Annotated in this window: 27 protein-coding genes and 1 pseudogene; 22 read left to right on the forward strand and 6 right to left on the reverse strand. The window is 67.0% G+C overall.

Annotated features, from left to right (window positions below):
* The first annotated feature begins 10 nt into the window (after positions 1-10).
* The 11 genes from CAL24_RS11840 (at position 11) to CAL24_RS11890 (ending at position 10,064) form a co-directional block, all read left to right on the forward strand.
* Positions 11-643 (forward strand): cytochrome b/b6 domain-containing protein, encoded by a 633-nt coding sequence (locus CAL24_RS11840; protein ID WP_094806813.1) that lies wholly within the window; start codon positions 11-13, stop codon positions 641-643.
* A 10-nt stretch (positions 644-653) separates the two neighbouring features.
* On the forward strand, positions 654-1,445 hold the full coding sequence (locus CAL24_RS11845) for a molybdopterin-dependent oxidoreductase (protein WP_094806810.1): 792 nt from the start codon (positions 654-656) through the stop codon (positions 1,443-1,445).
* A gap of 59 nt (positions 1,446-1,504) precedes the next feature.
* Complete coding sequence (locus tag CAL24_RS11850; RefSeq protein WP_094807258.1) at positions 1,505-1,810, forward strand: pentapeptide MXKDX repeat protein; 306 nt, start codon at positions 1,505-1,507, stop codon at positions 1,808-1,810.
* A gap of 62 nt (positions 1,811-1,872) precedes the next feature.
* Positions 1,873-2,406: a peptide-methionine (R)-S-oxide reductase MsrB gene (gene msrB / locus CAL24_RS11855; RefSeq protein WP_094806811.1), complete on the forward strand. Its 534-nt coding sequence runs from the start codon at positions 1,873-1,875 to the stop codon at positions 2,404-2,406.
* Entirely contained in the window at positions 2,403-3,140 is a 738-nt protein-coding gene (msrA, locus tag CAL24_RS11860) for a peptide-methionine (S)-S-oxide reductase MsrA (RefSeq protein WP_170947077.1), read from the forward strand. The genes msrB and msrA overlap by 4 nt, the downstream gene beginning before the upstream one ends.
* A 210-nt stretch (positions 3,141-3,350) precedes the next feature.
* On the forward strand, positions 3,351-3,800 hold the full coding sequence (locus tag CAL24_RS11865) for a nucleotidyltransferase family protein (RefSeq protein WP_249278535.1): 450 nt from the start codon (positions 3,351-3,353) through the stop codon (positions 3,798-3,800).
* Entirely contained in the window at positions 3,797-4,822 is a 1,026-nt protein-coding gene (locus CAL24_RS11870; protein WP_094806814.1) for an XdhC family protein, read from the forward strand. The genes CAL24_RS11865 and CAL24_RS11870 overlap by 4 nt, the downstream gene beginning before the upstream one ends.
* Positions 4,823-4,912: 90 nt before the next feature.
* On the forward strand, positions 4,913-7,744 hold the full coding sequence (locus CAL24_RS11875) for a xanthine dehydrogenase family protein molybdopterin-binding subunit (RefSeq protein WP_094806815.1): 2,832 nt from the start codon (positions 4,913-4,915) through the stop codon (positions 7,742-7,744).
* Positions 7,741-8,289, forward strand: a complete 549-nt coding sequence (locus tag CAL24_RS11880) for a (2Fe-2S)-binding protein (protein ID WP_094806816.1) — start codon at positions 7,741-7,743, stop codon at positions 8,287-8,289. The genes CAL24_RS11875 and CAL24_RS11880 overlap by 4 nt, the downstream gene beginning before the upstream one ends.
* A 2-nt stretch (positions 8,290-8,291) precedes the next feature.
* Positions 8,292-9,539: a c-type cytochrome gene (locus CAL24_RS11885; protein WP_028356020.1), complete on the forward strand. Its 1,248-nt coding sequence runs from the start codon at positions 8,292-8,294 to the stop codon at positions 9,537-9,539.
* Positions 9,540-9,638: 99 nt separating this feature from the next.
* Positions 9,639-10,064 (forward strand): universal stress protein, encoded by a 426-nt coding sequence (locus CAL24_RS11890; RefSeq protein ID WP_028356019.1) that lies wholly within the window; start codon positions 9,639-9,641, stop codon positions 10,062-10,064.
* Positions 10,065-10,073: 9 nt separating this feature from the next.
* Here CAL24_RS11890 and CAL24_RS11895 read toward each other — a convergent pair whose 3' ends face one another.
* On the reverse strand, positions 10,074-10,385 hold the full coding sequence (locus tag CAL24_RS11895) for a protealysin inhibitor emfourin (protein WP_028356018.1): 312 nt from the start codon (positions 10,383-10,385) through the stop codon (positions 10,074-10,076).
* Positions 10,382-11,437, reverse strand: coding sequence for a M4 family metallopeptidase (locus CAL24_RS11900; protein WP_094806817.1), 1,056 nt, complete (start codon positions 11,435-11,437; stop codon positions 10,382-10,384). The genes CAL24_RS11895 and CAL24_RS11900 overlap by 4 nt, the downstream gene beginning before the upstream one ends.
* Positions 11,438-11,655: 218 nt before the next feature.
* Here CAL24_RS11900 and CAL24_RS11905 point away from each other — a divergent pair.
* Both CAL24_RS11905 and CAL24_RS11910 read left to right on the forward strand, forming a co-directional pair.
* Positions 11,656-12,061: pseudogene (locus CAL24_RS11905) on the forward strand (DoxX family protein).
* Positions 12,062-12,192: 131 nt separating this feature from the next.
* The gene (locus CAL24_RS11910; RefSeq protein ID WP_028356015.1) at positions 12,193-12,747 is read left to right on the forward strand and encodes a peroxiredoxin; all 555 of its coding nucleotides are present in this window, start codon (positions 12,193-12,195) and stop codon (positions 12,745-12,747) included.
* Between the two features lie 15 nt (positions 12,748-12,762).
* Here CAL24_RS11910 and arsC read toward each other — a convergent pair whose 3' ends face one another.
* The 3 genes from arsC to CAL24_RS11925 form a co-directional block, all read right to left on the reverse strand.
* Positions 12,763-13,122, reverse strand: a complete 360-nt coding sequence (gene arsC, locus CAL24_RS11915) for an arsenate reductase (glutaredoxin) (protein WP_028356014.1) — start codon at positions 13,120-13,122, stop codon at positions 12,763-12,765.
* Positions 13,123-13,192: 70 nt separating this feature from the next.
* The gene (locus CAL24_RS11920) at positions 13,193-14,641 is read right to left on the reverse strand and encodes a CoA transferase (RefSeq protein ID WP_094806818.1); all 1,449 of its coding nucleotides are present in this window, start codon (positions 14,639-14,641) and stop codon (positions 13,193-13,195) included.
* 102 nt (positions 14,642-14,743) lie between these two features.
* Positions 14,744-15,070, reverse strand: a complete 327-nt coding sequence (locus CAL24_RS11925; protein WP_094807260.1) for a tetratricopeptide repeat protein — start codon at positions 15,068-15,070, stop codon at positions 14,744-14,746.
* A gap of 43 nt (positions 15,071-15,113) precedes the next feature.
* Between CAL24_RS11925 and CAL24_RS11930 the strand changes: the two genes are divergently transcribed.
* From CAL24_RS11930 to CAL24_RS11940, 3 genes are all read left to right on the forward strand, one after another.
* A complete protein-coding gene (locus CAL24_RS11930) occupies positions 15,114-16,772 on the forward strand; it encodes a DUF1800 domain-containing protein (RefSeq protein WP_249278536.1) in 1,659 nt (552 codons plus the stop codon).
* A gap of 23 nt (positions 16,773-16,795) precedes the next feature.
* Positions 16,796-17,989 (forward strand): DUF1501 domain-containing protein, encoded by a 1,194-nt coding sequence (locus CAL24_RS11935; protein ID WP_094806820.1) that lies wholly within the window; start codon positions 16,796-16,798, stop codon positions 17,987-17,989.
* Between the two features lie 82 nt (positions 17,990-18,071).
* The gene (locus CAL24_RS11940) at positions 18,072-18,563 is read left to right on the forward strand and encodes a glutathione peroxidase (protein WP_028356011.1); all 492 of its coding nucleotides are present in this window, start codon (positions 18,072-18,074) and stop codon (positions 18,561-18,563) included.
* A 6-nt stretch (positions 18,564-18,569) separates the two neighbouring features.
* Here CAL24_RS11940 and CAL24_RS11945 read toward each other — a convergent pair whose 3' ends face one another.
* A complete protein-coding gene (locus CAL24_RS11945) occupies positions 18,570-19,046 on the reverse strand; it encodes an Lrp/AsnC family transcriptional regulator (RefSeq protein WP_094806821.1) in 477 nt (158 codons plus the stop codon).
* 130 nt (positions 19,047-19,176) lie between these two features.
* On the opposite strand from CAL24_RS11945, the gene CAL24_RS11950 reads away from it, so the two are divergent.
* From CAL24_RS11950 to CAL24_RS11975, 6 genes are all read left to right on the forward strand, one after another.
* Positions 19,177-20,100, forward strand: a complete 924-nt coding sequence (locus tag CAL24_RS11950) for a DMT family transporter (protein WP_028356009.1) — start codon at positions 19,177-19,179, stop codon at positions 20,098-20,100.
* A 117-nt stretch (positions 20,101-20,217) separates the two neighbouring features.
* Positions 20,218-20,916: a glutathione binding-like protein gene (locus tag CAL24_RS11955; RefSeq protein ID WP_028356008.1), complete on the forward strand. Its 699-nt coding sequence runs from the start codon at positions 20,218-20,220 to the stop codon at positions 20,914-20,916.
* Positions 20,917-20,938: 22 nt separating this feature from the next.
* Complete coding sequence (locus CAL24_RS11960) at positions 20,939-21,409, forward strand: GNAT family N-acetyltransferase (protein WP_094806822.1); 471 nt, start codon at positions 20,939-20,941, stop codon at positions 21,407-21,409.
* Between the two features lie 17 nt (positions 21,410-21,426).
* Positions 21,427-21,702: a biotin--protein ligase gene (locus CAL24_RS24225; RefSeq protein WP_094806823.1), complete on the forward strand. Its 276-nt coding sequence runs from the start codon at positions 21,427-21,429 to the stop codon at positions 21,700-21,702.
* Complete coding sequence (locus CAL24_RS11970; RefSeq protein WP_028356005.1) at positions 21,699-22,475, forward strand: lipoate--protein ligase family protein; 777 nt, start codon at positions 21,699-21,701, stop codon at positions 22,473-22,475. Before CAL24_RS24225 ends, CAL24_RS11970 begins: the two co-directional genes overlap by 4 nt.
* Positions 22,475-23,302: an RsiV family protein gene (locus CAL24_RS11975; protein ID WP_094806824.1), complete on the forward strand. Its 828-nt coding sequence runs from the start codon at positions 22,475-22,477 to the stop codon at positions 23,300-23,302. The genes CAL24_RS11970 and CAL24_RS11975 overlap by 1 nt, the downstream gene beginning before the upstream one ends.
* Positions 23,303-23,314 lie beyond the last annotated feature (12 nt).

Consider the following 23,314-nt stretch of genomic DNA (forward strand, 5'->3'; position numbering starts at 1 on the left):
GAATCCCCGCATGGCTACTCCATCGACCCCGCTTCCCGGCGCCGCCGCGGCAAGCCGCAACCCCGCCGCGCATCCCGTCTGGGTGCGCGCCACCCACTGGGTGAATGCGCTGGCCGTGCTCATCATGACGGCCAGCGGCTGGCGCATCTACAACGCCGCGCCGCTGTTCGATTTCGTCTTCCCCGCCGGCATCACCCTGGGCGGCTGGCTGGGCGGCGCGCTGCAGTGGCATTTTGCCGGCATGTGGCTATTGGCCGGCAACGGCCTGCTCTACCTGGGATGCAGCCTGGCCAGCGGCCGGCTGGTCCGGCGCTTCTTCCCGCTGTCGGCGCGCGGCATCGCGGCCGACCTGGCCGCCGCGCTGCGCGGACGGCTGTCGCACGCCGATCCGCGCCGCTACAACCAGGTGCAGCGCGCGGCATACCTGTTCGCGGTCATCAATCTTGTCGTCCTGGTGCTGTCCGGCCTGGTGCTCTGGAAGTCGGTGCAGTTCGAGACGCTGCGGACGCTGATGGGCGGCTATGAGGCGGCGCGCTACGTGCATTTCACCGCCATGGCCTTGCTGATGGGCTTCGTGGCCGTGCACCTGGCCATGGCGGCGCTGGTGCCGCGCACGCTCATGACCATGATCCGTGGCCGCTGAGGAGCCATGCATGAAGATTCCCAAGCCTGTCGCGCTCTCCGCCCTGGACGGCCCGGCCATTCTGAAAGAAGCCCGCAAACTGCTGGCCCCGCGTATCCAGCAGCCCGCACGCAGGGCATTCCTGCAGCGCACGCTGACCCTGGGGGGGCTGGCCATGCTGACCGGCTGCAGTCTCAGCGACGACGACAGCGTTGAGCAGGCATTGACGGCCATCTCGCGCTTCAACGACCGCGTGCAGGCCGGGATCTTCGATCCGCACCAGCTGGCGCCCACCTATCCGGAATCGATGATCACCCGCCCCTTTCCCTTCAATGCCTACTACGGCATCGAGCACGTGCCGCAAGTAGACGAAGCCTCGTTCCGGCTCGAGGTGACCGGGCTGGTGGCCGACAGACGCGCCTGGCGCCTGCAGGAACTGCGCGGCATGGCGCAGGTGGACCAGGTCACCCGCCACATTTGCGTGGAAGGCTGGAGCGCCATCGGCAAATGGGGCGGCGTGCGCTTCTCGGACTTCCTCGAGCGCGTGGGCGCCGACCGGCGGGCCAAGTATGTCGGGTTCAAGTGCGCCGACGACTACTACACCAGCATCGACATGGCCACGGCGCTGCATCCGCAGACCCTCCTGGCGCTGACCTACGACGGCCGGACCCTGCCCGCCGAGTACGGTTTTCCCATGAAGCTGCGCATGCCGACCAAGCTTGGCTACAAGAACCCCAAGCACATCCAGGCGATTTTCGTGACCAACACCTACCCGGGCGGCTACTGGGAAGACCAGGGCTACAACTGGTTCGGCGGGAGCTAGGGCCGGTGCCAATGATTTTCCACCCGCGGCGCGGCCGCGACAACCACGAGGACCTCACCATGAACAAGCTCTCCACCTGCGTTTTCTCGATGTGCCTGGCGCTGGCCGCAGGCAGCGCGTTCGCCGCCGACCAGATGGCCAAGGACGGCATGGCCAAGGACGGCATGTCGAAAAGCTCGATGTCCCGCGACGGCATGGGCAAGCATGAGGGCATGTCGAAGGACGGCATGGCCAAGGATGGCATGTCGAAGAGTTCGATGTCCCGCGACGGAATGGGCAAGCATGACAGCATGTCGAAGGACGGGATGTCGAAAAACGGGATGCAAAAGGACTCCGGCATGTCGAAAGACGGCATGAAGAAATAATCGCCACCTTGCCGGCGGGGTCGCTCCGGTACGGGAGCCCGCCGCCCCATGCGGAGCACACTATGAAACCGACCCGTAGATCATTCCTGGCCGCCGGCGGCGGCGCCGCGCTGGCGAGCCTGCTGGGCGTCCTGGCTGGCGCGCGCCACGGCGCGGCGCAAGCAGCGCCCGCCGACTTCCCTCTGGTCCGCAGCGACGCGCAATGGCGCGCCCTGCTCACGCCCGAGCAGTACCGCATCCTGCGCCAGGCAGGCACCGAACGGCCCTATTCCAGCCCGCTGGACCACGAGCACCGGGCCGGCACGTACGCCTGCGCCGGTTGCGGGCAGGCGCTGTTCTCGTCCGACACCAAGTTCGACAGCGGCACTGGCTGGCCCAGTTTCTGGCAAGCCCTGCCGCACGCCGTCGGCACGGCCGGCGACCGCAGCTACGGCATGGTCCGCACTTCGGTGCATTGCGCGCACTGCGGCGGCCACCTCGGCCACGTGTTCGACGACGGGCCGCCGCCAACCGGGCTGCGCTACTGCATGAACGGCGCGGCAATGCAGTTCGCGCCGTCGGCATCGCCGGCCGCCCCGACCAGGAGCCCGTCATGAAGAAAACCCGCAATTCGGCGCCGCCGGCCGCCCCGGGCCGCCGCACCGCCTGCCTGCGGCTGGCCGGCGCCGGGCTGCTGGCCATGGCCGGCTGGCTCGCCATCCAGCCAGCCGGGCGCGCGGCCGATGCCGTCTTCGAGATCCCGCCGCCGGCCCGCGACGTCCCCGCCGCGGGCGGCATGGCCACGGCCGTGCTTGCGGGCGGCTGCTTCTGGGGCGTGCAGGCGGTGTTCCAGCACGTCGAAGGAGTCCGCGAGGCACTCTCGGGCTACGCCGGCGGCAGCGCCGCCACCGCCGACTACGAGACGGTCAGCGGCGGGCGTTCGGGGCATGCCGAGGCGGTACGCATCACCTACGACCCGGCCCGCGTCAGCTATGGGAAGCTGCTGCAAATCTACTTCTCGGTGGTCCACGACCCGACCCAGCGCAACCGCCAGGGCCCCGACGTGGGGCCGCAGTACCGCTCGGCCATCTTCCCGGCCGACGCGGCGCAGCGCCAGGTCGCGGAAGCCTACATCGCGCAGCTCGACCGCTCCGGCGCCTATCCCGGCCCGCTGGCCACGACAATAGAGACGCTGCAAGGCTTTTATCCGGCGGAGGACTACCACCAGGATTACCTGGCGCGGCATCCGGACAGCCCATACATCATCGTCAACGATCAACCCAAGGTCGACAACCTGGCCCGCGCCTACAGCGCCTACTATCGCGCCCGACCGGCGCTGGTGCGCCCCTGACGCCGGCGCCGACCGCTTGACGCTGCCCGCCGGGCGGGCATAACCTCGGAGTCGGCTCCAGGTTATGGAAGGAAACTTGTCCACCACATCGGCGGTGCATCATTGGGTAGGCGTCCTGCTGGCGGCGGGCGAAGGCGCGCGCTACCTCGCCGCGCGGCGCGCCCTGCGCGGTGCCGCCAACAAGCTGCTGGCCTGCCCGACACGATCGCCGTGGTCGCCAATCGCCCGCCCGAGCTGCCGGCCCTGCTCGCGCGCCTGGGGTGCTCCATCCTGACGGCGCCGCCCGCGCCGCGCGGCATGGGCGTATCGCTCGCCGCCGCGGCCCGCCACCTGCTCGATCGCCCCGCTCCCGGCGGCCAGTTGCCCGGCTGCGTCGTGGCCCTGGCCGACATGCCATGGCTGCGCCCCGACACCCTGCGCCGGCTGCTGGACCACGCCGCCGGCGATCGCATCGTCGCGCCGTTGTACGACGGCCGGCGCGGCCACCCGGTGGTATTCGGCGGGCAATACCTGGCCGAACTGGCCGAGCTCGACGGCGATGTCGGGGCCCGCGCCCTGCTGGCGCGCCACGGCGTACTGGAAATCGATTGCGACGATGCCGGCGTGCTGCGCGACATCGACGTTCCGCAAGATCTGCACAGAGGAAACCCAAGCTCATGAATCCGCTCGACATGGATGTACTGCGCCAGGCGCGCGACTGGGTCGCTGCCGGGCATACCGTGCACCTGGCCACCGTGGCCCAGACCTGGGGCTCGGCGCCGCGCCAGGCCGGCGCGTTGATGGCCCTGCGCGGCGACGGCCGCATGGTCGGCTCGGTGTCCGGCGGCTGTGTCGAGGACGACCTGATCGCGCGCGCCCGGGCCGGCTCCCTGCCCGCCCGCCCGGACCGCGTCACCTACGGCGTGACCGGCGACGAGGCGGCCCGCTTCGGCCTGCCCTGCGGGGGCACGCTGCGCCTGGTGGTCGAGCCGCTGCAAGGCACCCAATGGCTGGACGCCGTGCTGGCGGACATCGGCCAGCAGCGCCTGGTGGCGCGCACGCTCGACCTGCAATCCGGCGCCTGTACGCTGGCGCCGGCCAGCCCGGCGGACGGCCCGGACTTCGACGGCCGCGTGCTGCGCTCGGTATACGGCCCGCAGTGGCGGCTGCTGATCATCGGCGCCAACCAGACCGCCCGGGCGCTGTGCGGCATCGCCGCGATGCTCGATTTCCGCGTGCTGGTGTGCGACCCGCGCGAAGAGCTGTACGCGGGCTGGGACGCGCCCCATGGCACGCTGATCACCAGCATGCCGGACGATGCCGTGCTGGAGATCGGCGTGGACGAGCGCACGGCCATCGTCGCCCTCACCCACGATCCCAAGCTCGACGACATGGCGCTGCTGGAGGCCCTGAAGTCGCCCGCCTTCTACGTGGGCGCGCTGGGCTCGCGTCCCAACCAGGCCAAGCGGCGCGAGCGGCTGCGCCAGTTCGACCTGGACGATGCCCAGATAGCGCGACTGCACGGCCCGGTCGGCCTGCGCATCGCCAGCCGCACGCCGGCGGAAATCGCCGTGGCGGTGGCCGCCGAACTGATATGGGTGCGCAATTCGCTGGGCACCGGGCAGGCATCGTCGCACCTGGATGTCGGCAGCCTGCCGCCGGCGGACGGCGTGCCGCGCCTGAAGGCCGACCCCGCGCCCTAGCCCGTTCCCCCGGGAGCCCAGCCGCTCCTTGCCCATTGCGTTGTCCGGCGCCGCGCGCGCCGCATCCGTATGCCCTGAAAGGAACGCGCCATGAGACTTGCCAGTCCGTCCCGCCGCTCTTTCCTCAAGACCGCCGCGATCGGCGCGACCACAGTCTATATTGCGCCGCTGGGCAGCAAGGCGTATGCGGCGCTGTTCGAAGAACAGTTGCTGACGCCGGTCGAATGGAATCCCGCCAGCGGGCATGCGCGTTTCCGCATCGACGCCATTGCCAAGGTCACCGGCTCGAAGATCTTCGCGCGCGACATCCGTTCGCGCGACTTGCCGAACTGGCCGCGCGAGCAATCGCATGCCCTGATCCTGCGCACCACCCTGGCCGACCGCGTCTATGCCGGGCTGGACCTGGCCATCCTGGAGCCCGACCTGCGGCCGGACCGGCTGGTCACCGCCGCCGACCTGGCGCGCGACAAGCTGGCCTTTCCGGCTTTCTACGGCGAAGACATGCTGCTGCCGGAGGGCAAGACGCCCGCCTATCTGGGCCACGCGGTGGCCATCCTCATCTATCACGATTTCGCGCGTTTCCGCTACGCCAAGGACAAGCTGCAGTTCCGCCGCGACGTGGTGCGCTACGGCGCGCAGACCGGCCCGCTGCAGCGCGACCCATGGGGCACGTTCCGCTACGTGCGCGTGGGCGGCGCCGCCGGCTATGCCGACGATGTCTATTCCAGCCTGAAGGACGCGCCCATCTTCCCCAGCACCATGCGCAAGCACCTGCCGGTGTGGCCGGACGGCGTGGACCACGGCCAGCTCGGCGAACAGGGCATGTACCACGCCGGGCGCATCGCCGCCGAGCTCGACGCCCCGCCCGGCGACTGGCTGGTGCTGGAGCGCCGTTACCAGACGCAGTCCATCGACACGGCGGCGCTCGAGCCCGACAATGCCAACTGCTGGTACGACGCCGCCGCGCAGGCCCTGCACATGGTGGTGCCGACCCAGTCGCCCCAGGAAGTGGCCGACAGTACGGTGGAAATGACCTCGCCCGGCCGCTTCCCGGTGCGCAAGGTGTTCCTGCACCCCTGCTACACCGTCGGCTACGGCTCGAAGGACCACTGCAACATGCCGTTCTACGGCGTGGTCTGCGCCCTCTACGGCGACGGCCGGCCGGTGCGCATCGCCAACGACCGCTACGAGCAGTTCCAGACCTCGCTCAAGCGCCACGCCTTCGACATGCGCTACCGCATCGCCGTGGACCGCAAGACCGGCCTGATGCAGGCATTCCAGGCCCATCTCGAAGCCAACGGCGGCGGCCGCGCCAATTTCTCGCCGTCGGTCGCCATGGTGGGCGCCACCGCGGCGCAATCCATCTACTACATCCCCAAGAGCGACCTGACCGCCGTGGCGATCGCCAGCCGCGCCATCGACGCCGGCTCGGCGCGCGGCTACGGCACCTTGCAGAGCATGGCGGCCACCGAAATGATGGTCGACGAAATCGCCGCCGAACTTCGGCTCGACCCCATCGAATTCCGCCTGCGCAATGTACTGAAGTCCGGCATGAAGAACACCCAGGGCGCGGTACCGGCCGGCGCCGTGCGGGCCGACGAGATCCTGCGCAAGGCGGCCGCCCACCCGATGTGGACCGGGCGTGCCGAGAAGAAGGCCCGCTACGAGGCCGAGCACCCCGGCCAGCGCTACGGCGTCGGCTTCGCCTGTGTGCAGAAAGACTTCGGGACGGGCGCCGAATCGTCCTTCGCGCGCGTCGAGATCGACCCGCAGGGCCGCGTCAGCCTGCACCATAGCGGCACCGAGATAGGCACCGGCATGAGCACCTCGCAGGCGCTGGTATGCGCGGAATGGCTCGGCGTGCCGGCCACCCGCGTGCTGACGTCCGTCATAGACTGGCCCGACCTGCCGATGCAGACCAGCGGCGACCCCTACCTGATGCGCCAGGACGAGCAGGACACGCTGTCGCGCAACCCGCGCTGGACGCCCGCCTACGCTTCGCCGTCGAGCGCGACCAACTCGGCCTTCTATTTCAGCCACACCACCCGCGAAGCCGCCCGCATTGTCTTCCTGCATGGCTTGTGGCCGGCCGCCCTGGATTTCTGGAGCCGCGGCCTGGGCGGCGGCCAGGCCGCGCCGCTGGTAGTGCGCGCCGAGGACGCCCGCTGGGTCGACGGCGCCCTCACCTGCGCCGGCATGCAGCCGCTGCCGCTGGCCCAGCTTGCCCGGCGCGCCCACGAAATGGGCCTGGTGACCGGCGCGGTCGTGCACGCGTTCAACCGCTGGCAATGGGCCGAGGCCGATTTCCCGATCGACGGCCAGACCCGGCGCCTGCCCCTGGACGGGCTGGCGCTGCGCCATGGCGCCGGCGCCACAGGCCGGCAGCCGGCCTCCGCGGCCACGACGGCCAACGGCTACCGGGCGATCGACCGCGCGCAGGTGTACATCCCGCCGGTGCAGCGCAACAACGCCGCCGTCACCTATTACGCCGCGGTGGGCGCACTGGCCGAGCTGGCCGTGCATGAAGCCAGCGGCAAGGTCGAGCTGCTGGCGCACCACTCGCTGGTGGAATGCGGCAACATGATCTCGCCCGAGCTGGTGTCCAGCCAATTGCAGGGCGGCCTGGCAATGGGCATCGGCCATGCCCTGCATGAATACCTGCCGCTCTATGAAGACGGCCCCGGCGACGGCACCTGGAACTTCAACCGTTATCACTTGCCGCTGGCCAGCGAAGTCGCCCTCTGGACCCAGACGGCCGAGATCCTGCCGCCGCTGTCGGACACCGATCCGCCCAAGGGCATCGCCGAAGTGGTCATGATTCCGATCGTCGGGGCCATCGTCAACGGCATCGCCCACGCCATCGGGCACCGCTTCACCACATTGCCCGTCACCGCCGCGCAGATACAGGAGGCCCTGGCATGAGCATCGCCACCGAACCCCTCAGCCTGACGATCAACGGCAAGGCCGTCGGCCCGCTGCAAGTGCCGGCGAACCTGATGATGATCGATTTCCTGCACGAATACCTGGACCTGACCGGTGCGCGGCTGGGCTGCGGCCAGGGCATCTGCCATGCCTGCGTCGTGATCCTCGACAAGCCCGACGGCACCAGCGAGGAGATCCGCACCTGTATCACCGGCGCGCTGTTCTTCCAGGGCAAGCAGGTGCGCACCGTCGAAGCGCACGGCCGCCGCAATGCCGAGGGCGAGGCGGTCGACCTGTCGCCCATCCAGCAGAAGTTCCTGGAGCACTACAGCTTCCAGTGCGGCTACTGCACCCCCGGCTTCGTCAACGCCGCCACGGTGCTGGTCGAGCGGCTCGCGCGCCAGCCCGTGGCGCGCGAGCGCGTCGAACAGGAAGTGACCGGGGCGCTGGACCACCACATCTGCCGCTGCACGGGATACGTCCGCTATCACCAGGCGGTCAAGGATGTCGTGCTGAACACGCCTGGACTGACCACTGGAGACTGACCATGGCCGCCCTCTGCCCTTCGCTGCGCTCCGTGCTGGCGGCCGCCTGCCTGGCCATGCTGGCTGCCTGTGGCAAGCAGGACGACGCGCCGGCGCCGCCCGCCCCGCCGATCGCCGCCGGCCAGGACCAGTTATTGCGCGGCCGCTACCTGGTCCAGGCGGCCGATTGCGCCGCCTGCCACACCGCCGAAGGGGGTGCGCCGTTTGCCGGCGGCGTGCCGCTGGAATCGCCGTTCGGCAAGTTCTACGGCACCAACATCACGCCCGATGCCGAGCATGGCATCGGCGACTGGAGCGCCGACGATTTCTACGCGGCGCTGCACGACGGCATGACGCCCGATGGCCCGCTCTACCCGGCCATGCCGTACACCTCGTACCGCCAGCTCAGCCGCGCCGACAGCGACGCCATGTATGCGTACCTGCGCAGCATCGAGCCGGCGGCGGTGCCGAACCGCGAGCCGGAGCTGGATTTCCCCTACAACATGCGCTTCGGCGTACGGTTCTGGAACTGGCTGTTCCTGGAAGACAGCCTGCCGGATGCCTCGCAGGGCAGCTCGCAGGCCTGGCTGCGCGGCCGCTACCTGGCCGGCGCGCTGGGCCACTGCGCCGAGTGCCATACGCCGCGCGGCAAGCTCGGCCAGCTCGACGCCGACCGCCCGCTGCAGGGCGGCGCCCTGGGGCGCATCCTGGCGCCGGACATTTCGCCCGCCGGCCTGGCCGCGCGCGGCTGGACCATCGACGACCTGCACGCCCTGTTCGCTACCGGCATCGCCCCGCAGGGCGCCGCCTTCGACGAAATGTTCCCGGTGGTGCACCTGAGCACGCAATACCTCAGCCGCGAGGACGTGGCGGCGCTGTCCACCTACCTGCTGGGAGACCACCCGCCGGCGCCCGCCCGGGCCGCGCCGGCCACGCTCGAGCCGCGTGTGCGCGACAGCGGCAAGGGCCTCTACGTCGCCCTGTGCGCCGGCTGCCACGGCTTCGACGGCCAGGGCAAGCCCGGCGTGGCGGTGGCGATGCAAGGCAACACCGCCTTGCGCGACAGCAACCCGCACAACCTGGTGGCAGTCATGCTGGACGGCATCGAGGCGCAGGATTTTCCCGGCACGGCCGCCATGCAGGCGATGCCGGGTTTTGCCGGTACACTGACAGATGCGCAGCTGGCCGACCTGGCCAATTACTTGCGCGCCGAATGGGGCGGACAGGCCCCCACGGTGACCGCGGAATCGGTCCAGACGCTGCGCCGCTAGGCGTATGGGCTGAGATTGATCCAGGTCAATTCGTACCAGCCTCGATTCGCTATCCTGGAACGAAGGTGCTGATCGCACCCCAATTTATGGAGAGCACTCATGTACAAGATCCTCGTTCCCATCGATGGCTCCGAATGCGCGCTGCGGGCGCTCGACGCCGCCATCGCCATGGCCGGCCAGCACGGCGAGTCCGAACTGCACCTGCTGAATGTCCCGCTGCCGATCCTGTCGGGCCACGCCCGCATGTTTCTCGACAAGAACGAAGTGCAGGCCTATTACGACGAGGAAGGCGCCAAGGCGCTGGCCGACGCAAAGCGCGCCGCCGAGCAATCCGGCGTGCGGTTCGTCACCGCGGTGCGGCCGGGCCAGTCGGCCCAGACCATCGTCGACTACGCACGCGCGCAACAGTGCGCGCACATCGTCATGGGCACGCGCGGCCTGGGCGCCCTGCCCGGCATCCTGCTGGGCTCGGTGGCCAACAAGGTGATCCACCTGGCCGACCTGCCCATCACGCTGGTGAAATAAATAACCCTTCTACAGGGTTTTCCAGAGCCGCAGCAGCGGCTCTGGCGCCTGCGTCTCCGGCACTTCGAAGCGCACGCTCGCGGGGGCGTCGATGAACCAGATCTCGATGCGGAAATAGCGCTGGTCGCCTCCCGCTGCGCCATCGCTGCTGGCCTGGGGCGCCGCCTGGCGCAAGGCTTCGCAGACGTCGCGCCGCACCTCGTCGGGGCAGTTGCGCAGGTCGATATCGCGCGGCGCGGCGCGGCCCGGCAGGTAGGCCAGGCCGCCCTGGCGCGACAGCCGCACCAGCGTCGCCTGGGACAACGGCGGCAGGTCGATCATGCCAGCACTCCCACGGCGCGCCAGGCTTCGCGCACTGCGCGCTGCGTGGCCGCGTCGGCATGGGACGCCTCGATGGTCAACGCGGCGAACGTGGCGAAATCGGCGCTGGCCCCCAGCCGCTTGTCCCGCAGCGTGTCGTACCAGACGCGTCCGGCGCGTTCCCAGGCGGGCCCGCCCAGTTCCATGGCGGCCAGGTAGAACGCCCGATTGGGAATGCCTGAATTGATATGCACGCCGCCGTTGTCGTCTTGCGTATCGAGGTAGTTGTCCATATGCGCCGGCTGCGGGTCCTTGCCCAGCGCGGGATCGTCGTACGCCGACCCCGGCTGCGCCATGGACCGCAACGCGCGCGCGTTGACCGCCGCGGTGAACAGGCCGGCGCCCACCAGCCAGTCGGCCTGGTCGGCCATCTGGCCGGCCTGGTGCTGCTTGACCAGCGAGCCGAACACATCGCACAGCGATTCATTCAGCGCGCCGGACTGGCCCTGGTAGCGCAGCGCCGCCTCGTGGTCGATGACGCCATGGCTCAATTCGTGGCCCACGACATCGACCGCCAGGGTGAACCGGTTGAATATCTCGCCGTCGCCGTCGCCGAACACCATCTGCGCGCCGTTCCAGAACGCGTTGTCGTAGTCTTCGCCGTAGTGCACGGTGCCGACCAGCGGCAACCCGGCGTTGTCGATCGAGTGACGCCGGTATACCTGCCAGAACAACTGGTAGGTGGCTCCCAGGTGATCGTAGGCTTCGTCGACCGCGGCGTCGCCCGTGGCCGGCTGCCCTTCGGCCCGCGCCAGGATGCCGGGCAGTTGGGTGCCGTTGCCGGCATTGTGCACGGCGCGGCTCATCTGGCCGGGTGGCAGGGCCTGGACGCCGGGCGCGCCCGCCTTGGCGATGGCGGCCTGGCTGGCGCGTATACCGCGCTCCTGCTGGTCGATGTGCAGCGTGGCGATGGCTCTCTGGCGGACACGCGGGTTGGCATGGCGGGCCAGGTGGTCCAGCATATAAGGCGGAATCACGCCAGAGCACCAGGAGTCGGGCATGGGGCGGGACATGAGTAGCCTCCTTCGGGCCGGGATCGGCCGGCCATTGATGAAACCTTAGCAGAAAAGCATTGCGCGGGTCCTGCCCGAATCATCATGATCCGGCGCTCGGGGAATACCCTTGCTATTCACAAAGGATTTGCAATAATGTCTGCGCTTGCGGCGCAGGAACTCAACCGGTCCGGCGGGCTCTGATTGCAGGCCATGTTCAACTAACAAGAGAAAATACCATGATCAAATCCGACGATACCGGCAAGCTCATTCTGCGCCTCAGCCTGGGCATCCTCGTGCTGATGCACGGCCTGATGAAACTCTCCGGCGGGGTCGGCGGCATCTCCGGCATGCTGTCCTCGCATGGCCTGCCCGGCTTCCTCGCCTATTTCGTCTACGTGGGCGAAGTCATCGGCCCCCCTGCTGGTCATCCTGGGCATCTACAGCCGCCTGGGCGCCCTGTTCATTTTCTTGAACATGATCGTGGCCATCCTGCTGGCGCATGCCGGGCAATTGTTCAGCACCAACCAGCAAGGCGGCTGGGCGCTGGAGCTGCAGGGCATGTTCCTGTTCGGCGCGCTGGCGGTGGCGTTCATGGGCGCGGGCCGCTTCAGCCTGGGTGGATCCGGCGGGCGCTGGAACTGAGCGACGCCGCATGTCCGGCAATGTAGACGGGGCCGCTGGAGCGGCCCCGTCTACATTGGTGCTAGCATGAATCTGCTTGCTTGCCGGACGAGCCGCCGACCGGCGGCGCCGGCCATTCACGGAGAGGCATCATGAAACATCCCCTGGCCATCATCGCATTCGCCGCCATGCTGGCAGCCCCGGCTGCAGCGCGCGCCGAACTGCCGGCCGGCGCGCCGGCGCCGGATTTCTCCACCCAGGCATCCCTGGGCGGCAATGTATTCACGTTCAAGCTGGCGCAGGCGCTGGCCCAGGGGCCGGTGGTGCTGTATTTCTACCCGGCCGCGTTCACCCAGGGCTGCACGATAGAGGCCCGCAACTTCGCCGAGGCCACCGACGACTACAAGGCGCTGGGCGCCACTGTCATCGGCGTGTCGGCCGACGATATCGAGACACTGAAGAAGTTCTCGGTCAGCGAGTGCCGCGGCAAGTTCGCCGTGGCGGCCGATGGCGACCAGGCCATCATGAAGGCCTACGACGCCGTGCATGACCGCCGGCCCGACTATGCCAAGCGCGTATCGTATGTGATCTCGCCGGACGGCAAGATCATTTATTCGTACACCGACATGAGCCCCGACCGCCATGTGGCCAACACGCTGCAGGCGCTGCGCGACTGGCGCGCCGGGCACCCGCAGGCCCGGCGCTGACCCGGCCCTTGCCCGTCAGGCGGCGGACGGCAGGATCTCCAGCACGCGTTCGGCGGGCCGGCACAAGCGGGCGCCCTGCTCCGTCACCACGAACGGCCGGTTGATCAGGATGGGATTGTCGACCATGGCGTCGAGCAGGTCGTCGTCGCTCACGCCGGCCGCGTCCAGGCCCAGCTCTTGGTACAGCGACTCCTTGGTGCGCACGGCTTCGCGCACGCTCAGGCCCGACTGCTGGATCAGCCCGGCCAGCGTCTGGCGCGACGGCGGCGATTTCAGGTATTCGATGATGGTGGGTTCGATCCCGGCGTCGCGGATCATCTGCAGCACGTTTCGCGACGTGCTGCAGCGCGGGTTGTGATAGATGGTGGCAGACATGCGTACTCCTTTCCCAAACACCGACAGTCTACCCGCTGGCGCCCCGCGCGGGGGCCCTCGGCGGCGGGTCTCAACTGAAAGGCCAGACCGTCGGGTGCGTGCCCGGCGGGACCGATGGCCGCACCCAGCGCGCCGGTGTCAGCGAGAACTGCGCGGCATGCCGCACGGCCGCCATTTGCCCGAAACCGGATGGGCCCGACTCCAGGAAAGGCTCGATGGGCGGCATGCGGCACTGCAGCCCGCCCGGCACCCGCCCCAGCGAGCGCAGCCAGCGCGCCGTCTGCGCCAGCGATACGCGCACGTGCCACGATCCGCCTTCGGTGGCCTGGCGCGCCAGCGCGACCTGCGCGCCGAAGGCCATCAGGTAGCCCGAGGCGTGGTCCAGTATCTGCACCGGCATGGGCTTGGGCGCCAGGCTGCCGGCGGCCCGCGCCTCGGCATGATTGAAGCCCGTGGCCGTCTGGACCAGCGAATCGAACCCGCGGCGCCGCGCCCAGGGTCCGCTGTCGCCATAGGCGGACAAGGATACGTAGACGATGCCTGGCCGCATGCGCGCCACTTCCTCGGGGCCGAATCCCAGCGCCGCGAGCGCGCCCGGCCGGTAGCCCTGCACGAAGAGATGGGCGCTGCGCAGCAGGTTGCTCAGCGCGATGCGCCCTTCGGCCGTTTCGAGGTCGGCGTGGACGGACAGCTTGCCGCGGCTGGTCTCGGCGATGGTCTCGATGTTCGGCAGGTGCGGCGAATTCACCAGCATGACATCGGCGCCGTAGGCGGCCAGGGCGCGGCCGCACACCGGCCCGGCAATGATGCGGGTCAGGTCCAGCACGCGGATGTCTTTCAACGGGCGCGCGTCGTGCCCGTACCGGGGCAGCGGCCGCGGATCGGCCTCGCCGATCCGTTCGACGCTCAACACGGGCTGGCCGGCCAGCGCCAGCCCTTGCGGATGGCGGTCCCATTCATCGAAGCTGCGCATTGCCGTCACCACCAGGCCGGCCTGGGCCGCCTGCTCTTCGAAATCGAGCGCGCGCCAGCGCGAGAGCGCCTGCTCGACCGCCTGGCGCGAGGTCTCCGGCCCGGTGGGGCAGCCCAGCAGCGCCAGCGCGCCGTCGCGATGGTGGGCGAAATTGGCGTGGATGCGCACCCAGCCGCCGTCGCCGCACGGGTAGACGCCGGTGATCTTGTCGTGCACGTCGGGCGCCACGCCGTCGAGGGTGAAATAGCTGCGGCATTCCTGCGCCGCGTGCAGCATGTCGAGCGCCACGCGCTGGCGCGCGCCGCCGCGCAGATGCCAGAGTTCGGCCGCCGCGAGCGCCGCCGCCGCCATGCTGGTCTGGGCCGCCGTGCCGACGGCGAACGACGACGGCAGCACCGGCTCGGCGCCGGACAGGTCGATGTAGTCCATCGACTCGTCCGGCATGTCGAGCGAGCGCCACAGGCTCTGCAGCGCATCGCGCGCGGTCTTGCTGTCGTGGGGTTGGCCGGCGGGGATGGCCGGGCGCGAGTCCGTCAGGTTTTCCATATCGTCCAGGGTCGGTTTCGCCCAGATTACAGAGCCCCCGCGGCACTGCGTCAATATCCGGGTCGCGCCGGCATGCGCCGGCGTCACATCTACTTGTAGCTTTTACATCTGCCCGGCCCGGTCGAGCCGTTTCAGGAAGACCTGCAACTCCTTGACGACCTGCTGGTCGCCGCGCGCCTGGGCGGCGTTGCTGCCCGCCTCCCACGCGGCCCGCGCGCCCGCCAGGTCGCCCTGCCCCTGCAAAGCCTTGCCCAGCCACTTCCAGGCCACCGAATAGCCCGGATCGAACGCCAGCGCCGCGCGCAGATGGGGGACCGCGGTGGCATAGTCCTCCTGCTCGGCATAGGCCTTGCCCAGCGAAAAACGCAGCAGCAGATTGTCCTGGCCCTTGGCCAGCATGGCTTGGAGTCGCTCGATCAGATCGTTCATGTCCATACTGAATTGTGGTCTTATAGACTCATGATAGATCAGCATGCCGCCTGCTGCCGTGCGAAAGCAACTGTTTCCGGGAGTATCAATGGGGCTTGAGACGAAATTCCGCCGTGGTAGGCTGACGAAATGCCAGTTTGTGACGAGCTACGCGAGTTTGTCGATCGTGCGAAATTTTCTGCTTCTTCTTTGCGCCTCTCTACTTTTTCCATTTGTCCCTGCATCTGGACTGGCCGCACAGAGTCGGGACATTGACTTGCCTCTTCCCGCTCTGGTGGATCGGCTGACATGGGGAGCCACTTCCGCTGAATTGGCACAGGCGCGCCAACTGGGTGCACGCAAATACATTCTGAAGCAGCTCAAACCAGATCCCAGCGCAACACTGCCCGAGCCAGTACGGCGGCACATTAGCGCACTATCGATCTCGAAGCTTTCAGCTCAAGATGCGTTGATCGGGGTGCGGCGCTACCAAGTTCAAGTCAATCTCATGCCGGACGGCCCCCAAAAAACTGAGGGTCTCAAGGAAGTTAGGAGAAAAACTCGCGCTCGACTCCAGGAAGCAGCACAACGCGCGACTTGGCGCGCCCTTTACTCGCCGAATCAGCTGCACGAGCAGATGAGTTGGTTTTGGTTCAACCATTTCAATATATACGGCGACAAAGGCTTGGTCGGTGCCGTAATAGATGATTACGAAGATCGTGCGATTCGTCCCTATGCTCTAGGGAAATTTCGGGATTTGCTCGAGGCCACCATGAGGTCTCCCGCCATGCTCATTTATCTTGACAATCAGCGCAACCGTCATGAGCAGGTCAATGAAAACTATGCACGCGAACTCATGGAGCTGCACACTCTAGGGCTGCAAGGAGGATACACCCAAAAAGATGTACAGGAACTGGCGCGCATACTGACTGGTATGGGCGTGCTCTACAACAAGCAGCCGCCACGTTTATCCTCAGATTTAAGCAAACAGCTGGTGCATCAAGGGGCGTTCCTATTCAACCCTGCTCAACATGATTTCGGCACCAAGAACTTCCTCGGGCAGCAGATCAAAGGCGAAGGATATCAAGAGATAAAGCGAGCGATTGACATCTTGTCTCGCCACCCTGCAACCGCCCGCCATATCAGCACGAAGCTAGCCGAGTTTTTTGTGGCTGACGACCCGCCCAGAGCTTTAATCGACACCATGGCCAAGACATTTCAGTCTAGCGATGGCGATATCGCTGCCACTTTGCAGACGATGTTTTTCTCAGAAGCTTTCGCCGAATCGCTGGAAGCAGGGAAATTCAAGGACCCAGTGCATTACACCTACTCAGCTTTACGGCTTGCTTATGCCAATCTTCCGCCACTCACCCGTGCCGATATAGTCAACGATTGGCTGCAACGCATGGGCCAACCATGGTATGGACGTTTGACACCCGACGGTTACCCCCTGGCCCGCTCAGATTGGTCGGGCTCTGGACAAATGGTGGTGCGCTTCGATCTGGCTCGGCAAATTGCCTCTACTTATCAAGTCTTCTATCGAGCCAAAAATAAGAAAACTGTAGTCGCTTTGCCAGCACTACCGAGACTGCTCGACACTTATGGGGAGAGTGGTTTGTTCCAAGATCTCTCGCCCGCGACCCGGCAGGTAGTTAGCCAAGCCGAAACGGATCAGGCAGCCAATATGTACCTGCTCGCTTCACCCGAATTCATGCTCCACTGAGCATGTAACGAGGATATTCCATCATGCAACGACGCACTGTCCTTAAACTCGCCGCGATTGCTCCACTGAGCCTGGGGGTCACTCGTCTTTTTGCAGCATCCGTCGATACGCCACGTCTGCTCATCGTGTTCATGCGCGGTGCCTATGACTGCAACAGCCTATTGGTGCCCGTATCCAGCGATTTTTATTACGAAGTTCGTCCCAACATCGCTATCGACAAGCCGGGAAACGGTGCTAACTCTGCTTTGTCGCTCACCGACGGCTGGGGACTGCATCCAGCCATGGCTGAGACCTTGTTGCCTCTTTATAATTCCAAAGAACTCGCATTCGTTCCCTTTGCGGGCACTGATGATCTAACCCGAAGCCATTTCGACACGCAAAATGGTATCGAACTTGGCCGACCCGGCAAAATCGACAACCGCTATCGATCCGGTTTTCTGAACCGGTTGGCTCAGATTCTCACAAAAGACAGCGCACGACCCGTCTCTTTTACGAGCGACCTTCCACAGATCTGGCGAGGCGACTACCGAGTTCCGAACGTCGATTTGGGAGGATCGCGCGAGCAATCTGTTATGTCCCAGAATGATGCCCGTGCTATCCAGTCTATGTATCGTGACACTGACTTGAGCGGAGTTGTAGCCGAAGGTATCGAACTCAACACCATGGCGCAGCACGATTTCATCGAAGAAATGAATCGCGCAAACGGGCAGGCAATGGCCACCGATCAACTCGAGCGCGAAGCCGCCCGAGTCGGCCGTTTTATGGCAGATCGCTACAACCTTGGTTTCATCGATGTAGGCGGGTGGGACACTCACGTTGGCCAAGGTGCTGCAGAGGGCTTTCTCGCCAACAAGCTCGCTCAGTTAAGCCGCGCCCTTGTTTCTTACAAAAACGCGCTTGGCAGCGCTTGGCGCGACACCACAGTGGTTGTTATCAGCGAGTTCGGGCGCACATTCCGCGAGAATGGCAACAAGGGCACCGATCATGGGCACGGCACGGTCTATTGGGTGCTGGGTGGCAACGTGCAAGGCGGCCGCATCGCCGGACGCCAGGTGGACGTACGCCGCGAAACCCTGTTCCAGGACCGCGACTACCCAGTTTTGAACGACTACCGCGCCTTGTTTGCAGGCCTCTTCAGCCGCCTATACGGACTCGATGCCAAACGACTGGACCAGATTTTCCCTGGCGTGCGCGCACAGGACTTGAACCTGGTCTAGTCGCGGTGGCCGCGGCGCTACACTCAGGTTGACGGGCTGCCCGACGCCACCACCGGCAGCCCCGCTACAGGAGGTGCGCGCCATGAACACGATCTACGATTTTTCCGCTCCCGACATCAATGGGGTCGAGCGTTCGCTCGACGAATTCCGCGGCCAGGTGCTGCTGGTGGTGAACGTCGCGTCGCAATGCGGTTTCACGCCGCAGTATGCGGGGCTGGAGGCGCTCTATCGCGACTACCATCCGGCTGGCCTGACCGTGCTGGGCTTCCCGTGCAACCAGTTCGGCCACCAGGAGCCCGGCGACGAGGCCGCGATCCGGGACTTCTGCAGCACGCAGTATGGCGTCACGTTTCCCATGTTCGCCAAGCTTGACGTCAACGGCCCGGAGGCCCACCCGCTGTACCGCTGGCTCAAGGGCGAAAAGCCCGGCGTGCTGGGCACCGAGGCCATCAAGTGGAACTTCACCAAGTTCCTGGTGGGCCGCGACGGCCAGGTGATCAAGCGCTATGCGCCCACCGACAAGCCGTCGGCCCTGAAGGACGACATTCTGCGCGCCTGCGAAACGCCCGCCTGAACCGCGTCAGGAGCGGGCCTGCAGCGGTGGCAGCCGGCGCCGCACGGGGCTGGATTTGACGATGGCGGTGTTGGTTTCGGCATATTCCGTGACGCGGTCCAGCACGCCGTCGAGTTGATCGATCGATTTCAGCAGCAGACGCGCAATGAAGCAGTCGTCGCCCGTGACCTTGTCGCATTCGACGAACTCGCCGATACCCGCGATCAGCTTCTCGACCTTGCGCAATTGTCCGGGCAGCGGACGAATGCGCACGATCGCCGTGAGCGTATACCCGAGCGCGGCCGGATCGATATCCAGCGTGTAGCCGCGCACCACCCCGGACTCTTCCAGGCGTCTTAGGCGATCGGCCACGCTTGGCGCCGACATGCCGACCTGGCGTGCCAGGTCGGCCGTGGTGGTACGCGCATTGGCGGTCAGCAGCTCGACCAGGCGGCGGTCGATGCCGTCCAGTGCGCCGTTTTCGTTTTTTAGGTTTTCTGCCATAAATACCACCTAAAGAAAGGCTAGAGAGCAAAAACTAAGTCGAACATGCATATTATGCACCAGAATCGCCTGGGATAATTCTCTTCATCGACATCGCCATGTACGGCGAGGCAACCGCAAGGAGTTTTCGATGAAGACGACCAACGAACGGACCGGGCTGGCGCAGATGGCCGCGGCCATGGCCATTTCCGGAACGGTGGGCATATTCGTGCTGGAATCTGGCCAGAGCGCGTGGAACGTGGTGTTCTTCCGCTGTGTGTTCGGCGCGCTGGGCTTGCTGGCCTACTGCCTGGCGCGCGGACTGCTGCGGCCGGGAATCTTCACCCGCGCCACCCTGGCCTGGGCGCTGGCGGCCGGCGCCGCCATCGTGCTGAACTGGGTGTTGCTGTTCTCCGCTTACCGGCTGGCATCCATTTCATTGTCCACCGCCGTCTACAACTTCCAGCCGTTCTTCCTGATCGCGCTGGGCACCGTCTTTCTGGGCGAGCGGCCCACGCTGGGCAAGCTGGCTTGGTCGCTCATCGCGTTCGGCGGCCTGCTGCTGGTGCTGCGCATCGAGCCGGCCGAATTGGCGCAGGCCGGCGGCTATCTGCATGGCCTGGCGCTGGCCCTGGGCGCCGGCGCGCTGTACGCCGTGACCTCCATCATCGTCAAGCGCCTCAAGCACATCGCACCCCACGTGCTGGCGCTGGTGCAGGTCAGCCTGGGCGCGGTGCTGCTGCTGCCCATGGTGGACTTCGGCGCCCTGCCGGCGGCTCCGTCGCAATGGGGCTACCTGGTGGCCATCGGCCTGCTGCATACCAGCCTGACCTATATCCTGCTGTACTCGGCCATCCAGAAACTGCCGACCACGTCGGTCGCGGCCCTGGCCTTCATCTACCCCGCGGTCGCCATCGTGCTCGACTTCGTGGTGTACGGCCAGCGCCTGGCCTTGTCGCAGGTGGCCGGGGTCAGCCTGATCCTGCTTGCGGCCGCCGGGGTCAGCCTGAACTGGCGCCTGCCGGCGCGCGGCGGCCGCCGTGCACGGCCGGATGCGGGAGCGGGCGCCGCCTGACGGCCGGCAAAGCCCCCCCTCGCCCGGCGGGGCTTGCACCGGCCGGGTGCGGGGAACCGCTATCATGGCCGCTTGAACCGCCGTCCGCCGCGGACGGCCCACTCAAGGACTTGCGCCATGATCGATCTCTACTACTGGACCACCCCCAACGGCCACAAGATCACGATGTTCCTCGAAGAGGCCGGCCTGCCGTACCGGATCCATCCGGTCAACATCAGCAAGGGCGACCAGTTCAAGCCCGAGTTCCTCGCCATCGCGCCGAACAACCGCATTCCGGCCATCGTCGACCAGGAGCCCGCCGACGGCGGCGCGCCGGTGCCCTTGTTCGAGTCCGGCGCCATCCTGCTGTACCTGGCCGAGAAAACCGGCCGCTTCATCGCGCAGGACCTGCGCGGCCGGGCCGAGACGCTGCAGTGGCTGTTCTGGCAGATGGGCGGCCTCGGCCCCATGGCAGGGCAGAACCACCATTTCTCGGCCTACGCGCCCGAGCGCATTCCCTACGCCATCGACCGCTACGTCAATGAAACCAACCGCCTGTACGGGGTGCTGAACAAGCGCCTGGCCGACCGCGAGTTCGTCGCCGGCGAATATTCCATCGCCGACATGGCCGCCTACCCGTGGATCGTCCCGCATGAGCGCCAGGGCCAGGACCTCAACGATTTCCCGCACCTGCAGCGCTGGTTCCAGGCCATCGCGGCCCGGCCCGCCACGCAGCGTGCCTATGAGAAGGCCGCGGCGATCAACACCGCGCCCTCGGTGCAGACGGAAGAATCGCGCCGCGTCCTGTTCGGCCAGACTGCCAAGAACGTAGGCTGACGACATGCCCCAGGAAGCTTCGATGTCCTCCGCTCCCCTGCACTTCCGGCGGGCCCGCGGCGCCGACCTGGACGCCATTGTGGGATTGCTGGCCGACGACATCCTGGGCAGCGGCCGCGAAGACCCGTCCGTGCCGGCCAGTCCCTGCTATGTCGCCGCGTTCGAGGCCATCGAGCGCGACGCCAACCAGTTGCTTGCGGTGGCCGAGCGCGACGGCGCCGTGGTCGGCTGCCTGCAGTTGAGCTTTATCCCGGGGCTGTCGCGCCGCGGCCTGTGGCGCGGCCAGATCGAAAGCGTGCGGATAGCGGCCGCCGAGCGCGGCGCCGGCGCCGGCCGCGCGCTGTTCGAATGGGCCATCGCGCAATGCCGCGAACGGGGCTGCGGCCTGGTTCAACTGACCACCGACAAGGCCCGCGCCGATGCGCGGCGCTTCTACGAGTCGCTCGGCTTCGCTGCCACGCACGAAGGCATGAAGCTGGAACTCGGCGCCTGAACCGGAGTCCCATTGCCATGCATGGTGAATACAAAGTACCTGGCGGCAAGCTGGTGGTCGTGGATCTCGACGTCGCCGGCGGCCGGCTGGCGGATGTCCGGTTGAGCGGCGATTTCTTCCTCGAACCGCCCGAGGCGCTCGACGCCATCAACCAGGCCCTGTGCGGGCTGCCCGCCGATGCCGACGAAACGCGCCTGGCCCAGGCCGTGCAACAGGCCCTGCCGCAAGGCGCCGAATTGTTCGGCTTTTCGCCGCAGGCGGTGGCGGTGGTGGTCCGGAGAGCCCTCGCATGACCCGCACCCACTGGAACGACTACGCCTGGCAGCTCATCCACGAGGGCCCGCAGCCGCCCGCGCTGCACATGGCCCTGGACGCGGTCATCACCGACGAGGTCGGCGCGGGCCTGCGTCCGCCCACGCTGCGCATCTGGGAGTGGTCGGCCCCCGCGGTGGTCATCGGCCGCTTCCAATCCCTGAAGAACGAAGTCGATCCGGACGGCGCGCGCCGCCACGGCGTGCAGGTCGTGCGGCGCGTCAGCGGCGGCGGCGCCATGTTCGTCGAACCTGGCAACACCATTACGTATTCGCTCAGCGTGCCGCAGGCCCTGGTGGAAGGCATGAGCTTCCAGCAATCGTACGAATTCCTGGACGGCTGGGTCATCCGCGCCCTGCACGACCTCGGCATCAAGGCCTGGTACCAGCCGCTGAACGACATCGCCTCGGAAAGCGGCAAGATCGGCGGCGCCGCGCAGGCGCGCCGTGCCGGCGCGGTGCTGCACCACGTCACGATGTCCTACGACATCGACGCCGAGAAAATGGTGCAGGTGCTGCGTATCGGCCGCGAGAAGCTGTCCGACAAGGGCACCACCAGCGCCAAGAAGCGCGTCGATCCGCTCCGCAGCCAGACCGGCCTGGCGCGCGACACCATCATCGAACGCATGCTGCAGACCTTCCAGAGCCTGGCGCCGCTGGCGCCTGTCCAGCTGGCCGAGGCCACGCTGGAGCAGGCCCGGCGCCAGGCCCGTGAAAAATTCTCCACCCCGGAATGGACCGCCCAGGTGCCCTGATGCCGATCCCGAATCTCCTGGCCGGCGCGCCGCGCCGTACCCGCACATTGGCCGCCGGCGCCGCGCTGGCCCTGCTGGCAGGGTGCGCCAGCTCGCCCTCCGACACCATCAGCCTGCCCTCCTCCACGCCACAGCCCACCGCCACCGAAGCCCAGGTGACGGGCGTGGCGGTCGAGCGCATCCAATGGCAGGGAAGCAAGCCCGGCTGCGAAGGCCAATGTCCGCGCATCGAGATCGACAGCGTGGCCTTCCCCGAAATACCGAAACTGACCGAACTGGTCGACCACGTGCTGGCCTACATGACGGGCGTGGATCCGCAGCGGCCCCGCCCGTACGACACGCTGTCGCAGTACACCCAGTATTTCTGGCAGACGGCCCAGCCGCGCGACGCCACGATCTTCAAGGCCAGCGTCAAGGCCGTGGTGGGCAATGTGGTGGCGGTCGAGTTGCACACCGACCAATACTTGACCGGCGCGGCGCACGGGATTCCCGCCACCCAGTACCTGAACTGGCAGCGCGACCGGGCGCGCGTGCTGGCGCTGGACGAGGCGCTGCAGCCCGGGGCCCGCCCGGCGTTCGTGGCGGCCCTGCGCCGCGCGCATGGCGCCTGGCTGGCGCGCAATGAAGATGCGCAGCGCGACCCGCAGGCCTACGACCGCATGTGGCCGTTCCAGGAAAGCAATAATTTCGCGCTGACGCGCGAAGGCGTGGTGGTGAAATACGACGCCTATTCGATCGCGCCGTATTCGCACGGGCAGCCGGAGCTGCTGATCCCGTACAGCGAACTGCGCAACGTGCTGCGGCCGGAATTCCTTCCGGCCGCCTGATGTCCCGCGAGC

The organism is Bordetella genomosp. 2 (genome assembly GCF_002261345.1).
Classification (GTDB): domain Bacteria; phylum Pseudomonadota; class Gammaproteobacteria; order Burkholderiales; family Burkholderiaceae_B; genus Bordetella_A.